This is a genomic window from Pseudoalteromonas 'SMAR', assembly GCF_048515945.1.
Classification (GTDB): Bacteria; Pseudomonadota; Gammaproteobacteria; order Enterobacterales; family Alteromonadaceae; genus Pseudoalteromonas.
This window is the reverse complement of the sequence record NZ_JBLWMW010000011.1, coordinates 44,611-61,756: the sequence shown is the minus strand read 5'-3', so window position 1 is coordinate 61,756 and position 17,146 is coordinate 44,611. Positions and strand designations below refer to the sequence as shown.

Annotated in this window: 15 protein-coding genes; 8 read left to right on the top strand and 7 right to left on the bottom strand. The window is 46.0% G+C overall.

All coding sequences use genetic code 11. The features are described 5' to 3' along the window. Window positions 1-5 precede the first annotated feature (5 nt). From ACNKW2_RS06945 to uspE, 5 genes are all read left to right on the top strand, one after another. Window positions 6-2,381: a heavy metal translocating P-type ATPase gene (locus ACNKW2_RS06945; RefSeq protein ID WP_419147906.1), complete on the top strand. Its 2,376-nt coding sequence runs from the start codon at window positions 6-8 to the stop codon at window positions 2,379-2,381. Then, on the top strand, window positions 2,378-2,572 hold the full coding sequence (ccoS, locus tag ACNKW2_RS06940) for a cbb3-type cytochrome oxidase assembly protein CcoS (protein WP_419147905.1): 195 nt from the start codon (window positions 2,378-2,380) through the stop codon (window positions 2,570-2,572). Before ACNKW2_RS06945 ends, ccoS begins: the two co-directional genes overlap by 4 nt. Then, on the top strand, window positions 2,565-3,236 hold the full coding sequence (locus ACNKW2_RS06935) for a sulfite exporter TauE/SafE family protein (protein WP_419147904.1): 672 nt from the start codon (window positions 2,565-2,567) through the stop codon (window positions 3,234-3,236). The genes ccoS and ACNKW2_RS06935 overlap by 8 nt, the downstream gene beginning before the upstream one ends. A 154-nt stretch (window positions 3,237-3,390) precedes the next feature. After that, on the top strand, window positions 3,391-4,125 hold the full coding sequence (locus tag ACNKW2_RS06930; RefSeq protein WP_419147903.1) for an FNR family transcription factor: 735 nt from the start codon (window positions 3,391-3,393) through the stop codon (window positions 4,123-4,125). 124 nt (window positions 4,126-4,249) lie between these two features. Then, window positions 4,250-5,173: a universal stress protein UspE gene (gene uspE / locus ACNKW2_RS06925; RefSeq protein ID WP_419147902.1), complete on the top strand. Its 924-nt coding sequence runs from the start codon at window positions 4,250-4,252 to the stop codon at window positions 5,171-5,173. 57 nt (window positions 5,174-5,230) lie between these two features. On the opposite strand, the gene ACNKW2_RS06920 is transcribed toward uspE, so the two are convergent. The 7 genes from ACNKW2_RS06920 to ACNKW2_RS06890 form a co-directional block, all read right to left on the bottom strand. Then, window positions 5,231-6,274, bottom strand: a complete 1,044-nt coding sequence (locus ACNKW2_RS06920; RefSeq protein ID WP_419147901.1) for a Kelch repeat-containing protein — start codon at window positions 6,272-6,274, stop codon at window positions 5,231-5,233. 289 nt (window positions 6,275-6,563) lie between these two features. Further along, window positions 6,564-7,760 carry a PepSY-associated TM helix domain-containing protein gene (locus ACNKW2_RS06915; RefSeq protein ID WP_419147900.1) on the bottom strand — a complete coding sequence of 399 codons (1,197 nt, stop codon included), beginning with the start codon at window positions 7,758-7,760 and terminating at the stop codon, window positions 6,564-6,566. 71 nt (window positions 7,761-7,831) lie between these two features. After that, window positions 7,832-9,976, bottom strand: coding sequence for a TonB-dependent siderophore receptor (locus ACNKW2_RS06910; protein WP_419147899.1), 2,145 nt, complete (start codon window positions 9,974-9,976; stop codon window positions 7,832-7,834). 197 nt (window positions 9,977-10,173) lie between these two features. Continuing rightward, window positions 10,174-11,067: a tRNA 2-thiocytidine(32) synthetase TtcA gene (gene ttcA, locus ACNKW2_RS06905; RefSeq protein WP_419147935.1), complete on the bottom strand. Its 894-nt coding sequence runs from the start codon at window positions 11,065-11,067 to the stop codon at window positions 10,174-10,176. A gap of 149 nt (window positions 11,068-11,216) precedes the next feature. Continuing rightward, window positions 11,217-12,353, bottom strand: coding sequence for an ABC transporter permease (locus tag ACNKW2_RS06900; protein ID WP_419147898.1), 1,137 nt, complete (start codon window positions 12,351-12,353; stop codon window positions 11,217-11,219). Then, on the bottom strand, window positions 12,350-13,084 hold the full coding sequence (locus ACNKW2_RS06895) for an ABC transporter ATP-binding protein (protein WP_419147897.1): 735 nt from the start codon (window positions 13,082-13,084) through the stop codon (window positions 12,350-12,352). The genes ACNKW2_RS06900 and ACNKW2_RS06895 overlap by 4 nt, the downstream gene beginning before the upstream one ends. 3 nt (window positions 13,085-13,087) lie before the next feature. Then, window positions 13,088-14,614, bottom strand: a complete 1,527-nt coding sequence (locus ACNKW2_RS06890; RefSeq protein WP_419147896.1) for an alpha/beta fold hydrolase — start codon at window positions 14,612-14,614, stop codon at window positions 13,088-13,090. 65 nt (window positions 14,615-14,679) lie between these two features. On the opposite strand from ACNKW2_RS06890, the gene ACNKW2_RS06885 reads away from it, so the two are divergent. From ACNKW2_RS06885 to ACNKW2_RS06875, 3 genes are read left to right on the top strand one after another with little or no spacing between them, the layout of a single operon-like run. Then, a complete protein-coding gene (locus tag ACNKW2_RS06885) occupies window positions 14,680-15,051 on the top strand; it encodes a GntR family transcriptional regulator (RefSeq protein ID WP_419147895.1) in 372 nt (123 codons plus the stop codon). After that, window positions 15,051-15,884: an ABC transporter ATP-binding protein gene (locus ACNKW2_RS06880; RefSeq protein WP_419147894.1), complete on the top strand. Its 834-nt coding sequence runs from the start codon at window positions 15,051-15,053 to the stop codon at window positions 15,882-15,884. The genes ACNKW2_RS06885 and ACNKW2_RS06880 overlap by 1 nt, the downstream gene beginning before the upstream one ends. Further along, the gene (locus ACNKW2_RS06875) at window positions 15,881-17,128 is read left to right on the top strand and encodes a hypothetical protein (RefSeq protein WP_419147893.1); all 1,248 of its coding nucleotides are present in this window, start codon (window positions 15,881-15,883) and stop codon (window positions 17,126-17,128) included. The genes ACNKW2_RS06880 and ACNKW2_RS06875 overlap by 4 nt, the downstream gene beginning before the upstream one ends. The last annotated feature ends 18 nt before the right edge of the window (window positions 17,129-17,146 follow it).

The window sequence follows — 17,146 nt, the reverse complement described above, 5'->3', positions numbered from 1 at the left end:
TTCCTATGGCAGAATCTTGTTTTCATTGTTTAGAGCCGATCCCCAAGGGATTTGATGGCAGCGTAGCGTTTCAAGGTGAGCAGCAGCCAGTATGTTGCATCGGCTGCCAAGCCGTAGCAGAAACCATTATCTCTCAGGGCATGAGCGACTATTATACTTACCGCACCGAAAGCGCCGGTAAAGTGGAAGAGTTAGTCCCTGAGCAGCTAAAAATGCTGCTTAGCTATGATAATGATGAAATACAAGAAGATTTTGTCGAAACCAGCGGGGCGAATAAAGAAGTCTTGCTCAGTGTCGAAGGAATAAGCTGTGCCGCCTGTGCCTGGTTAATCGAAAAACAACTGCTGTCGTTAGGTGGTGTCGTCCGGGTTGATGTCAATACCTCAACCCACCGCGCCATGATTGTTTGGCAAGAGTCCAAAGTAAAGCTAAGCACTATCATCAAATCGCTGATGGAAATTGGCTACAAGGCCTATCCATTCCAAGCCGATGAAGAAGCCGCACAAAAACAAGCGGTTGCCAAAGCCTACATCCGCCGATTAGGCGTGGCTGGGCTGATGACCATGCAAGTCATGATGTTTGCCTTTGCCATGTATTTTGGCATGTTTTCTGGCATGGAAGAGGATTTTGAACAGTATTTTCGCTGGATTAGTTTAGTCCTTGCCTCCCCGGTTATTCTCTATTCGGCGATGCCCTTCTTAACCAATGCCATTAAGGGTCTTAAAGCCAAGCAACTGAATATGGACTTGCCCGTTTCGCTGGCCATTTTTGGGGCATACGGCGCCAGTACCTACGCCACCTTTATGGAGGTCGGTGAGGTCTATTTTGAATCCATTTGTATGTTTACCTTTTTGCTATTACTGGGTAAATACTTAGAGTTTCGTGCCCGTTTAAAAGCCAGTGAGTTTACCGCCAACTTGCAAAAGCTGCTGCCGCTGACTGCAAGAAAACTCGACAGCAACAATAATGAGCAGCCAGTTGCGGCTAAAAAACTTCAGCTCAATGACATTATTCTGGTCAAAGCCGGTGAAACCATTCCGGCCGACGGCTTGGTTATTCGTGGCCACACCACAGTGGACGAATCAATGATGACCGGCGAGCACTTACCGGTAAAGAAATTTCAGGGCCATCAAGTGTATGCCGGCACCGTCAATCATGACGGTGTGATCACACTAGAAATCAATAAAATAGGTCAAAACACCTTACTCAATCAAATCATTCGACTGCAACACAACGCCCTCACCAAGCGGCCAAAATTAGTCGAAATTACCGATAAGGTAGCGCAGTGGTTTGTGGCGTGTTTGCTGGTGTTTGCCTCGATCACTGCCGTCGGTTGGTACTCAGTATCACCCGAACAAGCATTTTGGGTGACTATTTCGGTACTCGTCGCCACTTGCCCTTGTGCCTTGAGTTTAGCCATACCCACGGCGCTCACCTGTGCAGTGGCAAGCTTAACCAAAAAAGGCATCTTGATAAAAGAAGCCCACGTGCTCGAAACGGCAACTAAGCTCAGCCGAGTAGCATTTGATAAAACCGGTACCCTCACCGAAGGGCGTTTTTCCATACGACATGTTGAACTAATTGATAAAGACCTCAGCGAAGATCAAATCCTTGAACTGGCCGCCGCACTTGAGCGTTACTCTGAACATCCCATTGCACGTGCGTTTTCGCACATAACCGCCAATGATAACCTAGTTACAGACGTTGAAGTTGTTGCAGGCGCGGGGATCCAAGGGCGCTGGCAACAGCAGCCTATAGCACTTGGCAAAAGTAACTGGTTTAACTCTCACGCTTCCTTTGCCCAAGCGACGTTATTTATAGAGCAAAAGCCGGTGGCTGACTTTTATTTTAACGATAAAGTCAAAGACAATGCCGAGCGGGTGGTAAGCCAATTACAACAATCAACGCTTAGTTGCCACATGCTCACGGGAGACAGCTCAAATGCTGGTAAAGAATTAGCAGAGCAGCTGGCATTAGACAGCTATCAAACTGCCTGTACGCCAAAGATGAAGCTGCAAGCGGTAGAAAAGTGGTCGCAACAAGGCGAAGTGGTGGCCATGGTTGGCGATGGCATCAACGACAGCCCAGTGTTTAATAGTGCCCACCTCTCTGTGGCGATGGACACAGGTGCTGATATTTCTAAAAACACCGCGGACGTGGTTTTGCTTAATAGTGACTTAAATGCCATTCTTGCATTACGCCAGGTGGCACAGCAAACCCGTCGTATTGTAAAGCAGAACCTTACCATTTCGCTGCTTTACAATGCCTCAATTTTACCCTTGGCGGCGCTTGGGCTAGTGCCCCCTTGGCTGGCTGTTATTGGTATGTCTGCCAGCTCCATTATCGTCATTGCTAACTCGCTAAGGTTATTAAAAATATGAGTATTATTTATGTCCTAATCCCGATTGCGATCCTGTTTGTTATCATTGCCATAGGGATCTTTTTCTGGGCAGTAAAAAGTGAGCAATTTTCGGATTTAAATAAGCAAGGCCACAGTATTTTATTTGATGATGATAAGCCTGGATCATCACAGCAACCACCGCGAGAAGATAAAAAAACCAGCGATGACTGAAATCAGTGTATTAAGTGCCTTTATTATGGGGCTGGCTGGCAGTGGCCATTGCTTGGTCATGTGCGGCGGCATTGCCAGCTCCTTGCAGTTGGCAAGCAAAAACCTCTCCGCCATTAAAGTCAGCTTGCTGTACAACCTTGGCCGTATCTGCAGCTATGCCATTGCCGGCGCCCTCGTTGCCTGGTTAGGAGCCAGTTTAGCCAAGCAAAATACCCTGATTGGCCATTCAATGAAGCTACTGAGTGGCGTATTTATGATCTTGGTGGGTGTGTACGTGATGCGCCTTGCAAGCTCATTGCAATGGCTAGAATCTCTCGCCAAAACCGTAATTTGGCAACATTTAGTGAAGTTGAACCGCCACCTTGTTCCAGTCAACACTCCTGCCAAAGCCTTTGCTTATGGCGCACTGTGGGGCTGGTTACCCTGTGGTTTAGTCTACTCAGCATTAACCTGGACACTGCAAGCTCAGACGGCGATACAAGGTAGCGCAATTATGCTCGCCTTCGGCCTAGGTACCTTTCCTGCTCTCATTGCCATCGGCCAGTCTGCACAACTGTTACAAAAAACCATAAATCATCAAGTGACTCGTATTGTTATGGGGAATATTTTTATATGGTATGGTGTTTATTTAATTATTATTGCAACTGATAAGCTAGTACATTAACCTAGGCTTAGTAGTGCAAGCTCTAAAATAAAAAGTAGCTAATTAGTTGTGAATGGGAGTTCCAAGCGATGAGTTACTTGGCTTTTTTGTCGCTAGAGCTTGCTGCAACACAGTGTTGTTGCCAAGATGTGCGTCATAGACTTATGGAAATTTTATGGACTTAAGTAATCAAAATCGTTCGAAGAGCCAATGTACCATTAGCTGCAATAACTGTAGCATTAGCCAGCTTTGCCTGCCGTTTTCTCTTAATGGCAATGAAATGGATAAATTGGACGAAATCATTGAACGTAAGAAACCACTGCACAAAGGTGATTTCTTATTTGAATCGGGCTCAAAACTCAATGCAATTTTCGCGGTGCGCTCAGGCTCATTTAAAAGCTACACATTGTCAGAGCAAGGCGATGAACAAATTACTGGCTTTCACCTAGCGGGTGATTTGGTGGGCTTCGATGCCATTAATAAAATGCAGCACCAAAGCTTTGCCCAAGCCCTAGAAACCTCAATGGTGTGTGAAATCCCATTTGATACCCTAGACGAATTAGCCGGTAAGTTACCGAAACTGCGCCAGCAAATTATGCGCTTAATGAGCAGTGAAATTAATTACGATCAAGAGATGTTGCTGCTGCTTAATAAAAAGACCGCTGAAGAACGTTTGGCCACCTTTATTTTTAATTTATCTAATCGCTTTGGCGAGCGCGGTTTTTCTCGTAAAGAGTTCCGTTTCACCATGACCCGTGGCGAAATTGGTAATTACTTAGGGCTTACGGTTGAAACCATTAGTCGCCTACTAAGTCGCTTCCAAAAGGCTGACATTATTAAGGTAGAAGGTAAATTTATTACCATTAATGATCAAGCCGCACTGGCTGAAGCGGCAGCTATTGCTTCTTGATTTAAAACAAAGATTTTATTGTTAAGACTTTAACCTTAGGCAAGATAGGTTACACTCAATAGAGCACTTGGCGAACAATTTCCAAGTGACTCTATTTTGATGATTAGCCGTTAAGGAGATAGTCGTGGATAAAATCAAGAATATATTAACCGTTATTGATCCCACCAAAGAGTGCCAAAATAGCCTTGAACGCGCTATTAGCTTAGCCAAGCGTACTGGTGCTGAGATCACCGCTTTTATGTCTATTTATGACTTCTCCTACGAAATGACCACCATGCTGTCACGAGAAGAGCGTGAAGCCATGCGTGCTGCAGTCATTAAAGACAGAGAAGTTTGGCTCGATGACATGATAAACGCATTTTCGGATATTACCATTAACACTAAGGTGGTGTGGCATAACCGTCCTTATGAATCGATTATCGAAGCGGTGCTTGAACACGATTATGACTTAGTGATCAAATCCACCCACGAGCATGACACCTTAAAATCGGTGATTTTCACCCCTACAGACTGGCATTTGATCCGCAAGTGCCCTGCACCAGTGTTATTGGTTAAAGACCATGCATGGCCAGAGCAAGGCAATATTATCGCTGCGGTTAACTCCGTGAGTGATAATGAGCAACACTTGGCGCTAAATAAACGCATTATTTCTGATGCCAAGTTCCTCTGTGAGCTGGCTAACGCTAAGCTCAGCTTAGTTAACACCTACCCTGCTACGCCGGTAAACATCGCCATCGAAATTCCAGAGTTTAACCCTTCACAGTACAATGAAGCGGTTAAGAAACATCACGAGGATGAAACCTTTGCCTTGGCTGAAGAAAATGGCTTAACCCAGCAAGACTGTGTGGTGAAAGAAGGCTTACCCGAAGACGTTATCCCATTTATTGCCAAAGAAAAAGACGCAGAATTAGTGGTGATTGGTACGGTTGGCAGAACCGGTCTCAGTGCTGCGTTAGTGGGCAATACCGCTGAGCACGTTATCGACAGTTTAGACTGCGATGTATTAGCACTTAAGCCGGATGGTTACAAATCGCCATTAGCAGAGTAAAGAGCACGGACACATGAAAAAGGCTTGGCTGAACCAAGCCTTTTTTAGTGTTAAGTATTAGTCATCGCTTAACTTAAATGCCATGGTGCTCGACAAGGTTTCTTGTGGCCCTAATTTGGCTGCCCCACCGATGACATACACAATCTCGTTGTGGGTCACTTGGCCATGACCGTGTCGCGGCCAAGGCATGTCCGGTAACGATTGCCATTCATCCAATTTAGGGTCATAAAGCCAAGCTGAGGCATACACCTTACCCGAGCGGGTGTCACTTTGATAATCAAAGGCTTCACCACCGGTGACCAGTATTTTACCATCGATAACACTGGCGGCTAATCCTGCAGCCGCCACCGGGAGCGGTGATAAAGTACGCCAGCTGTCGCTTTTGCTGTTATACACCTCCACTGTATCGAGGTTTTTTGGGGCATCGCCACTGACACGCCCACCGATAACATAAATACTGTCGCCAATCACCACACTTGCAGCTGAATTCCTCGGGGTTGGCAGCGGCTCTGCACGACTCCAGTATGCATTATTCTTCAATACATAGTGAGCAGTACTATCGCTATTTTTATCACTGCCATAGGCACGCGTTTTGCCACCAATCACATGAATATTCATACCAATGGTGGCATAAACTGACTCAGCCAATGGACTGGGCAGACTCGGGGCTGATACCCACTCCTCCGCCCGAGTGTCAAGGCGGTAAACCGAGGACTGCGGTTGCCAAGCGGCGCCTTTAGGGCCGCTAAATCCGCCAATAGCATAGAGGTAGTGGATATTGCCGGCAAAGCCCAAATGATGTCGAGCATCGGGCAAAGAAGGGGCTTGTTCCCAGCCTTCTTCCGACGGGTTGAGTAAATAAACTTTATCGGTTGGACCTAAGCCATAAAAGGTTTCCATTTCAGAGGTAGTAAAGCCACCGCCAACAAAAATACGGTCCATAAACACTGTGGGGTAAATTTCTTGCAGCGCCACAGGTAAAGGCGCACTGGCCTGCCACGTCTGTTTTGGTAAACTGACTTGCGCCGCCACCTTGGTAATGCCAAATGCCATACTCGCGACACACAGCATCAGGTTAAGTGTTTGTGGTAATCGACTCACTGAAGTCTCTCCTGCACCCTAGCAATTGCTATCAAGTTCTAATTTGTTACCTTTCAACTATATAGTAAGCACCATAGGTAAATAAAGCGAACTATTGACAGATATTTCAGTGCGCTGACAATCCCTCAATAACATTTCCATTTAGTGACTATTAAGCGTTAAAAAAGGTAAAAAATAACAACCATCTATACGAAATAATCAAGACTGGAGTTCATTTTAGAAAGCTCAAAATGTGGTGCTCAGTGATAACCACCGGCGACCACTCTCTAAGCTATCGCGTTAGGTGCCATTAGAGGTAACGTTGTATCCAAAACACAAAGTAAAATGCCGATAGCGCAAAAATGGGCAATGTGGCTATCTGTGCACGGGTAAGTCTTGCCGATTTAGTACGTTTCCAAGTCATTAAGACCCCGGTAAATGATAGCCCTGTCAAGGCAACACCAAACACGAACCAGATAAGTTTTGACGTTAATCCCGCAAAGTAGCCAAAATGCAAAGGATCAGCATACTCATTAAGGTAATTGCCCATGGTCATATTACCTGGGTACTGAACATTTAGCCGCTGCAAAGTGTAGGGATGAAAATCCACTTTGTGAGCCCGCTCGCGTAGTAAAGGATTATCCCCTACCCCTTTAAAACGTAACACTGAGGAGTCATCACGAGGAAACTGCACTGCCGTGATGGTCCAATTATCAATACTCTGCTGCGCTTGAATGAATCCTTGCTCAAGCTGACTGCCACTAAAGCGAGAGGGACTATTTTGCGTTACCACGGCGTTTACAGTAGGAGCACTCGGCTCTAGACTTGAACCAGCCACCCGCACGCCAAATTCAAATAAATACCAAAAGCTGGTAATTATAATAACACTGGTAAACCATATTCCCCATAAGCCAAAAACTTTATGCAGATCACTGAGTAAAATTCTGGCTCCTTGCTGGGTTCTGATCCGCCATAACGCCGTTTTCCAGTTGCGGGTGGTTTTAAGCCCAGTATAAAGAGAAATGAGTAAGATAAAGGCAAATGCGGTGACAATGGGCAGGCCAGGAAAGGCGGGCATAAATAAATAACGATGCAAATCGCGAAACACCCGTTGCACCGTTAACAGCGATGTTTCTCCGGTCACTTCATGAGTCCAGGGGTCGACATAAACATAACGGCCCTGCCCTTGAGCGTTAGTCACGCGAGCACGATAATTGAAATAGTCCTCCCCCATACTGCCTAAAGTCAGTACCTTACTGTCTGGGTATTGCGCTTTTATTGCCTCATACATAGCACGCCAATCTTGAGCTTGAAGCGAATGGCTTTTCTCGCTTGGTGTGGATGCGCGCATCGGCTCATGCACTAACCAATCAATTTCATTACTCAGCGTGGCAATGGTGCCGGTTGCCAGAATCACAAACATCACTAAGGCCAATTGAAAACCAACCCAAGCGTGCAGATGATATAACTTTTTTAAAAACTTTCTTTGCTGTGTTTTATTGCTCATTGCTACCCCAGATAGAAAAAGGCTTAAACAGTGGGTTTAAGCCTTAAGTAATGATCTGCTTTTATGCGTTGTTACCAATGATAGGTAAACTCAACAAACGCACTGCGCGGGTCTCCAGGGAAATGGCCGGTGCGTTTTAAGAAGCCGGATTCAGCATACTCTTTGTCAAACGCATTCTCGACTCGCAATAACACACTGTAGTTATCCACCTGCCAAATAATCGAAGCATCAGCGACAAAATAAGAATTCAGCTGTTGCCCTGACAAGCTCAGCTGCTCATCAACGTAATTACCGCCTACCGCAAAGGCTAAATTCCAACTTGGAACTTGGTAACGAGTCCAAACCCCCAGTTGATTTTCAGGGGCATTGGCAAATTTATCCCCCACACTATTGCGGATCCCACCGCCGCCATTATCAGCGGTAATACGCGCGTCGTTGTAGGCATACGCCACATTCAGCACCCAATCTGGCGTAATGTCGGTGATAAGCTCTACTTCTAGGCCTTTGCTGGTGATTTCACCAATGGCAGCGAGGTTATCAACGCCATCCCCTTCTGGGTCTTGACCTGTGGATTGCAATAAATTCTGTCGTTTGATTTCATAACCCGCTACTTTTAGCAAGCTACTGCCTTCAAACAGCTCAGCATTTAAGCCCAGCTCAACAATCTCACCTGTGGTTGGCTCGAAAGGCCCGCCCGCCTGGCTATCTTGACTTGATACGCCCTGAGGTTCATAGGAGTCTGCCCATTGACCATACACAGAGACGTTCTCTTTAACCTTATAGATAGCGCCAAAGCGCAAGCTAACATTTTCATCCTCAAAACGGATGCCATTAGAAGTATCTTCAAACTTATCGAAACGCGCACCGGCAACTAAGGTAAACTTATCCCAAGCCAGTTCATTGAGAACGTAAGCGCCATTACGTTGCTGCTCTGTGCTGCGCTCGGGGCGGAACTGAACGTCATACTGACTTGGCTGACTTTCACCATAATTAGGGTTCATTAATGACAATGGAATAATATCAGACGCTAACGATGTGCCATTTAAATAGCGCTCAACATGCTCTTGCGATGCCCGTGTACCGCCAAGCAAGGCATCTTCTTCGCCAGTGTAAAGATCAACGCCAAAGGCGGTGCGCTGCTGGGCACCCAAGGCCGAAGACTCATAGACAAAATTGGCCGCAAAAGACAGTTGCGATTGCTCCCGCAGTTGGTCGCGAAACTCCCGTGCCACTAAGTCAATATCGCCATCTTGGTCAATATCCAGTAACATCCGCGGTTCATGGTAGTTTTGCTCTTGCTCATTATCGATATACCGCAAGGTGGCGTCATAGCTCAGCTGGGCTGACAGTTCACCGCTTAAGCTCGCCTGTAATACATCAGAGCGTAAATTAAGAAAGTCACTGGGCTCATTATGGTTCCACGAGGGTGAGGTGAGAAAGTCACCATTATCGTCCGCAGGTACGCCGCGTAAACGGTTACCATCAAGATCCTGACTGTAGTGGGTGTATTGTAATATTAAACGAGCATCAGCAAAGTCATAAGCGTAACCAGTATCAACAATGGCGACCTCACTGGCACTGTTATCGCGATGGGTATCTTGTTGTTCATAAAAAGCGCCGACACGGATGCTTTGTGCTTCGGCTACCTCACCTGTTACTTCAGCTGAGCCACCAATACGATTGTCGCTGCCGGCGATAAGGCGAGTATTGGCACTGAATTGTTGCTCTGGTTTTTTGGTGACATAATTAAATAGTCCGCCAGGCGCGCCGGGGCCATAAAGCATACCTGCCGGGCCTTTTAAAAAGTCGACCCGCTCAACATTAAACAGTTGTGGCACATTAAAGCCAACATAAGGGTCACCTCTTAAGCCATCAAAATAAATTTCTTCTTGTCGAAACCCCCGCGCAGTGACACCGGCATAACTAAACTGACTGACACCGGCAATATTGCGATAGAGATCTTTGGCATCGCGAGCACCTAGGTCATGGATCAGGTTTTCATTTAATGAGGTGATCATTTGCGTTGAATTTAATGGATCAACAGCAAGCTTACCAGTGTTGGTTGCGCCGTTGCGGTACAGGTTCAGTGTCCGGCTAACAACGGTGATCTTCTCAATCTCCTCATCACTGAGTTGTTGAGATTGTTCAGCGGCAAGCGTTGTCGTTGGCAGTAAAATTGCCAGGGTAATTGCAGAAAGTGCAGAGACTTGTTTCATAAGGGCCTTCAATTAGATAGTTTATTATAAAAGCGCACCACAATGATAACCATTATCATCCGCATTTAAAAAATGAAAAGGTGATAAAGTTGCATTTTTTGCAAAAATAAGCCTCTGTATCGTCAGTTTGGTTGTAAAACATACAAAAAAGACCACTATAAAGTGGCCTTTGTGCAATTTGACTAGCCTATATTGGCCTAGATGTTGGTAACATCAATAAAAAGCGATTCGTCGATGTTGGTAGAAGACACTTGAGCTTCGTTAAAGTCATACGCTTCACGTTCGCTGCTTCTGTCGATGGGTAAGGTTTCAAAATCGAAAAGTTGGTTATCGGCCAGTTGGCTCGGACTGACGTTTTGTATCGACTTGAAAATATTTTCCACTCTGCCCGGTGTCTTTTTATCCCACTCCACCAGCATCGCTTTAATGTTCTGCCGCTGCAGGTTCTCTTGTGAGCCACATAAGTTACAGGGAATTATCGGAAACTCTTTGTGCTCAGCGTATTGCATCAAATCTTTTTCACGGGCATAGGTCAGTGGCCGGATCACCACGTTGCGACCATCGTCAGAGCGCAGTTTTGGCGGCATGGCTTTCATCCGCGCACCATAAAACATATTTAAGAATAAGGTCTCAACAATGTCATCTAAATGGTGACCTAGGGCAATTTTTGTCGCGCCAATTTTTTCAGCGAATGAATACAAGGTACCACGGCGTAAGCGTGAACATAAACCACAGGTGGTTTTCCCTTCCGGTACCTTTTCTTTAACCACAGAGTAAGTGTCTTTATCGATGATATAATAAGGAATATCTAACGTTTCAAAGTACTCTGGCAAGATATGCTCTGGAAAGCCAGGTTGCTTTTGGTCAAGGTTAACCGCAATGACGTCAAAATGAATAGGGGCCGCTTTTTTTAAATTGAGCAGAATATCCAGCATCGCGAACGAGTCTTTACCACCGCTGATGCAGGCCATAACGACATCGCCTTCTTCAATCATATTGTAGTCTTTGATGGCATTGCCAACGTTGCGGCGTAGGCGTTTTTGCAGTTTGTTAAACTCTAACACTGCTTTGCGGTTATCTTGCTCGGTCATGGTGCTCGCTGCTGTACTCATACTGTCTCAATTACTCACCAACGACTCACGCCCTTGGTATTGCTGCCTCAATTGGGGCGCAGATTATACGCCAATTTCGCTTCAGGTAAAACAGTAAAACGGCGCCAAGCGGCGCCGATAATGTCAATTTACAGACCAAATACCACCTTTTCACTTTTCAGCATGCGGCTGCTTAAATACGTAAACAAGCCAAATAACCCCAAGGTCACCACACTAGCAAAGGCCAATTGTGGTACTGGTAATGCGTTGCCTTTAAGGAGTTCAATCATGGCGTTTTGCTGCGCAGCAATTGGTAACCACTGCATCACATCTGTGGCGATGTCATAAGTGGTGGCCATACTTAACATCACTGGAATAAACAGCGCCATGGTGACGTAAGACTGCGCTTCTTTAAACGACTTCGCCAAGAATGAAATAAATATCAATAAGCTTGCAGACATGAGTGCAATAGGGATACCTATTAGTACAGCTGCAATAATAAACTTAGCGCCAATGGTCACCGTAAAGCCCACCATTTCCCAAGGCACCATGTTATAAGCAAATTTAGACACCACAGTGGTTAAAATTAACCCCAGTGTGGCAAACATGGCAATGGATCCTACTTTTGCCAATACAATCTGTAACGGGCTTACCGGATGACTAAGCAGCAGTTGCAGTGAATTGCGCTCTCTTTCACCGGCACTACTATCAATCGCCAGCCCCATTGCCGCGTAAAATAGTGCGATGATGATGGATAAGGTTGCGATACCCAGAGCAAAGCCCCCTTTAGACTTAGGCGTGGCCAAATCCTGAGTTTGCACATCCACGGCACGCATCAGTCCAGGATCGATGCCCCTAGCCAGTAAACGCAATGACGCGACTTCAGCATTGTATTTTGCCAGCTGACGTTCAACCCGGCGAATAGAGCGTTGCAGTTTCTGCTCTGACTTATCCGCGATAATCGTGACCGTCGCGCTCTTACCCGCTGCCATGTCTGCTTGATAGTTTTGTGATATCTCCAAAGTGATGGCTTTGGTGTCATCGCCCTCACCCTGAGTAATTTCAGTGGTTGCCAAAAACTGCACTAAGTTGGGCGCTTGCTCGGCGTTATTAATGGTGATTTTAAGGGCATCTGGAGACGCCATTTGCTTAAACATCACAGTGAATAACAAACACATGAGTACCGGGGCACCAATGCAGTAATACAGTCCAGCCATCACTGAACGCTTGTCTCGACTGGCATCGAGCATTTCTTTTTTAAATAAGGTAGAGACTAAATTAATCATGCTGCTATTCCTTCATCGCTGCCAATAAGGGCAATAAATGCTTCTTCTAACGTGGCTTTGCCAGTTTGTTGACACAGAGCTTCTGGCGACCCCTCGGCCACAACCTTGCCTTTTGTCATCACCACCACATGGTCGCAAAGTGCCGCCACTTCTTGCATCACGTGACTAGAGAACAACACACAATGGCCCTGATCTTTAAGTTGTTGTAGTAGCTCTCTAAGAATGCGAGTGCTCATTACATCTAAGCCGCGAGTAGGCTCATCTAGGATAATATTAGTGGGCTCATGGACGATGGCTTGCGCCAGCGCCGTTTTCATCCGCTGCCCTTGAGAAAATCCTTTACAGCGTCTATCAGCAATGTCTTGCATTTGCAGTTTGGCTATCACCTTCTCGGTTGCAGATACTGCTTGTGTTTGACTCATGCCACTGAGCTTGGCATAAAACTCAATATATTCTCGTGGAGTCAATCGTTCGTACAAGCCACAAGGGTCAGGAAAAAGACCCAGTTGTTGTTTCGCCGCCAGCGGCTGCTTTACCACATCAATACCATCGATGGTGGTTATACCCTCATCGGCTTGCAGTAAGCCAAAAACGGTTCTAAGACAGGTGGTTTTACCCGCGCCATTGGGCCCTAACAAGCCAGTAATTTGGCCATCTTGAGCGCTGAACGATAAGCCATTGAGGGCATCAACATCGGCAATTCTTTTGCTTAAGTTATCTACTTTAATCATGATTTACTCCTTATCTTGGCTAGACGCTGGGCCATTAATATTCATAAAGAACTGTTTACGGCGGTCTTCTTGTAAGCAGCTGGTGTCAAAATCAGCGGTGTTCTTATTATCGTAAAAGCTGGCTACGAGCTTATCGCCACAACTTTGTCCAGCCACAATGTGGGTGGCAAATGGTGCCACTAAATGGGTCGCATTGCTTAGCTCAACCATGGCGGTTTCAGCCCACCGAGCAGGAGTGGCAGGGTCTAAGCCGCCCGACAGTAATAATGTGGGGATGTCAGAACTTACAGCCTGATAATAATCCGCAGTGACCGGTGTTACATCCCAAATTGGGCAAGTTGCGTCAGCGCCCGCAATCATCATGGCGCCAATAAAGGTTTTACCATACTGCGCTCTTTGACTGTCATTCAGTACTGCCCAGTCCTCGCCACACAGTATTGCTTGGTGCATCCCCAGGGCAATGCCCATTATGTCTTCACCTTGCGCCATCATCGCCGCAATCAGATCCACGTTGCCCTTGGCAACTTGAGTAATCGCTAAGGGCACCATGGCTCTGGTGCTATGAGAATAGAGCGCCATGCGAACCGTGCTATACAGCTTGTTGCTGGTTAACGTGATAGCAATGGGTTGGTGGCTTCTGGGATGGCGCACAGTCATCTCTAGAGGTTGCTGCTCTAAATTTTGCAGCAACTGTGACCAGGTTTGCTCAAGGTTCGGGTACGTTTGCGCACAAACCGCATCGGCTTGACATTGCTCAAACAAAGCTGCGAGTGAGTCCTCAATGGCACCCCCAATAGCCAGTAGGCTTTGATTACTTGGCGCTAAGCCATCTAATACTGAGCTGGCAACACGTTGTGGAAACTGTCGCATGTATTCCAGCGCAATACGTGTACCATAAGAGCCACCATACAAGTGCAACTGTTTATAACCCAGCGCCGCTCTCACTGCTTCAAAATCCGGTGCTGCAGCCACGGTGGTATAGTTCGATAAATCACTGTTCAGCTTATCTCGGCATTCAATCGCATCTTGTTTTGCTAAGTCAAAGCCAAGTGCCATGTCATTCATCACAAATTGCGTTGCTAAATCGTCTAACTCACATTGCAATAAATTAGACTTTCCAGTTCCACGTTGATCCACCAGAATAATATCGCGATTCTCTCTGGCGTATTTCAGTATGCGAGAGAAGCCCGCAGCCGATTCTATCGCCGATTGCCCCGGCCCACCTGCAAACGCCATTACCGCTTCATCTGGATACAAAGGCTTAATAGCTGGGATCACCATAAAATGAATATCAATGGTTTGTTCCGGTGAATTATTATTGAGTGGTTGCGTTATCACCCCACACTTGGCGCGGTCAGGTAACCCATCGGCGTAACAGGTTTGCAAAGATACTGCGGAAGCTGTGTCACTATCGGCACTGGCACTGAAGCTTAAAGTTGCAGTGATTACTAATGCAGCAATTTTGAGCTTTTTTATACTTTTCTTAAACTTAAATGGCATATTCATGGCTATTTCCTTGTTGACTTTCACTCACTATGCTAACTTTAAGTGAGTGTATCAGTGTATTATTGTATTAATACAGTGGAATTAGAATAATGTTAGATCTTATCCATGTCAACCCAAATAGTTCAGAACCGATCTATAAACAATTATTTGATCAGGTTGTTAGATTAATTGCAGCCGGCAAAGTCAAGCCCGGAGACGAGCTGCCGTCGGTGAGAAAACTGGCTGAACATTTTGCAGTTAATCCCATGACAGTATCACGCGCCGTTGGCTTACTGGTCGATAATGGTTACTTAGAAAGGCGTCGTGGCCAGCCCACCCGAGTTGCACAACAAGACACGCCAACATCTACTTATTTGTTATTAGACACAGACATTAATACACTTATTGCTGATGCTAAGCAGCTAGGTATTAACAAGGCTGATTTAATCGCTCTCGTTGAAAAGAATTGGGAACAACAATAATGACTAATCCACTTTTACAATTCACTCAGACCAGTAAACAATTTGATGACAAGCAAGTACTCAATAATATTAATCTAAGCCTTGAGCCTGGTATGGTATTAGGATTGCTAGGCCGCAATGGTGCTGGTAAGTCAACCTTGCTGAGGATAGCATTAGGGTTGATAGAACCATCAGAAGGCGAAGTATCCTGTTTAGGAGTCAGCAGCCAAACGTTATCACCCCAGCTCAAGGCAAAAATTGGCTACGTGCCACAGCAACCCTGTGGTTACCAAGGGTTTAAAGTAGTCGATGCACTGCAACTACACAGTAGCTTTTACAGCAATTGGGATGCCCAGCTAGAACAACAGTGGCTGACCCGCTTTGCCTTAGATGGCAGTGCCCTGATCAGCAACTTATCCGTTGGCCAACAGCAAAGCCTTGCGCTGATTATGGCCATGGCTTATCGACCACAACTATTGGTGCTAGACGAGCCTGTTTCCAGTCTTGACCCCATCGCCCGTCGTGAGTTTATGGGTGATGTTTTCGACTTAGCACTAGAGTCCGGCTCTGGGGTGATTTTTTCTACTCACATCACTTCCGATGTGGAACGGATTGCCAGTCATATTGCGATCATCAAAGACGGTAGCATTGTCATCAATGGCGAATTAGATAGCGTAAAAGAGCAAGTAAAGTTATTACCGAAGGACTACGATGCTGCACTCCCTGAGGGGGAGTATATTCATCATGGCGAACAGTTTTCTATCTATCAAGCCTGTCTTGACGCGGACTGGGGTTCGTTAACAGGTCAGTATAGTAGTAATCTCGAACAACTCTTTGTGGAGCTGCACGGATGATGACTCGAACTTGGTGGACTGGCTTTTCGGCTCTTTGGCTGCGTGAATGCGGCGCCGCTAACTACTTTGTCCCGGCGCTGCTTGGGGTGGTGTTAGTGCCATTTATTGGCTTTGTAGCAGAGCCAAACATTCAAATATTTGCTATTGTATTCACCCTGACCGCATTATGGATGGGATGTTGTTGGCAGCTAGTGAAGCTCCAAGCACAAGAGCAAGCCGAGCTAATACCGGCGTTAAAGCAGCATATTTTACGCCAAGCAAAAATGGTCTTACTGCTTGGCTACAGCTTGACGGCATTGGCTTTTGTTACTTTACCTACGCTTTTGGTGCTCAGTGCAATCGCCTATGCCACCGCCTTTGGTGGCTGCTTTTATGTACTTTGCTATCACAACAGTCTCTATTTTCGCCATAACAGTTATTGTTTTATGGTGGCATTGCTGCTGGCAATGCTGCTGTCTGAACACCTTTTCATTCTGGCCTTAATATCTTTGGCAACTTTGGCATTTACTTTTTATTTTTGTAAAACTAGAAGCACAGCTAACCGTTGGCACCATCAAGCCTATCAAGTGTATTTAAACAATATTCAAACAGGCTGGCTGCCAAGCAATAGTTTTGCACCAAAACGCTTCGCCGAACGCTTAAGGTTAGCATTTATGCCATTAAGTTATTTTGCCGGTAACTTGTTGGTGCAGACATGTCAGGTATTTTTTATAGCTGGTGTTTTGAGTATCGTTGCGGTGTATTTCGGCTTGAGAATGGACTTTGTAGTGGTGTTATTAGACATGCTGCTGTTAATGGTGGCCATTTTTGTTTGTTGGGCCAGGCTGCAATCCAAGATGTCTTGGGAGCAGCTGTATATTCTGCCAATTTACTCCAACATGGCGACAATAAAACGCGCCTATCACATGGCTGCTGTTAAGCTGGCCATCGCGTTATCTTTATATCAGTTACTGGTTGTGGTGGTTTGCAGTAGCATCAGCGGTTGGCTGCAACTGAGCGAGTATTTGCTGCTGTTCGCAGGCTCAATAGCAGGGTTTTTACTTTGTGTCGTGCTAGGTAGTTTATTGCGCAGTACCCTCGCCTTATCATTAAATTGCATGATAGTACTAATAGTCCACTCAGCCATAAAGTCCGTTGCACTTGAATATAACCAAGCGCCGCTGACTTGGGCATTGGCGCTAGTTTACCTGAGTGTTGTTGCTGCGCTATTACACCATAGTAATAAGCAGTTAATTCGGCAATAAAAAAGGCCATAGCCAAAG

Coding starts and splice junctions, on each gene's coding strand:
- ACNKW2_RS06945 (WP_419147906.1), top strand. CDS start 6: ATGGCAGAATCTTGTTTTCATTGTTTAGAGCCGATCCCCAAGGGATTT.
- ccoS (WP_419147905.1), top strand. CDS start 2,378: ATGAGTATTATTTATGTCCTAATCCCGATTGCGATCCTGTTTGTTATC.
- ACNKW2_RS06935 (WP_419147904.1), top strand. CDS start 2,565: ATGACTGAAATCAGTGTATTAAGTGCCTTTATTATGGGGCTGGCTGGC.
- ACNKW2_RS06930 (WP_419147903.1), top strand. CDS start 3,391: ATGGACTTAAGTAATCAAAATCGTTCGAAGAGCCAATGTACCATTAGC.
- ACNKW2_RS06915 (WP_419147900.1), bottom strand. CDS start 7,760: ATGAGCAATAAAACACAGCAAAGAAAGTTTTTAAAAAAGTTATATCAT.
- ACNKW2_RS06910 (WP_419147899.1), bottom strand. CDS start 9,976: ATGAAACAAGTCTCTGCACTTTCTGCAATTACCCTGGCAATTTTACTG.
- ttcA (WP_419147935.1), bottom strand. CDS start 11,067: ATGACCGAGCAAGATAACCGCAAAGCAGTGTTAGAGTTTAACAAACTG.
- ACNKW2_RS06900 (WP_419147898.1), bottom strand. CDS start 12,353: ATGATTAATTTAGTCTCTACCTTATTTAAAAAAGAAATGCTCGATGCC.
- ACNKW2_RS06895 (WP_419147897.1), bottom strand. CDS start 13,084: ATGATTAAAGTAGATAACTTAAGCAAAAGAATTGCCGATGTTGATGCC.
- ACNKW2_RS06885 (WP_419147895.1), top strand. CDS start 14,680: ATGTTAGATCTTATCCATGTCAACCCAAATAGTTCAGAACCGATCTAT.
- ACNKW2_RS06880 (WP_419147894.1), top strand. CDS start 15,051: ATGACTAATCCACTTTTACAATTCACTCAGACCAGTAAACAATTTGAT.
- ACNKW2_RS06875 (WP_419147893.1), top strand. CDS start 15,881: ATGATGACTCGAACTTGGTGGACTGGCTTTTCGGCTCTTTGGCTGCGT.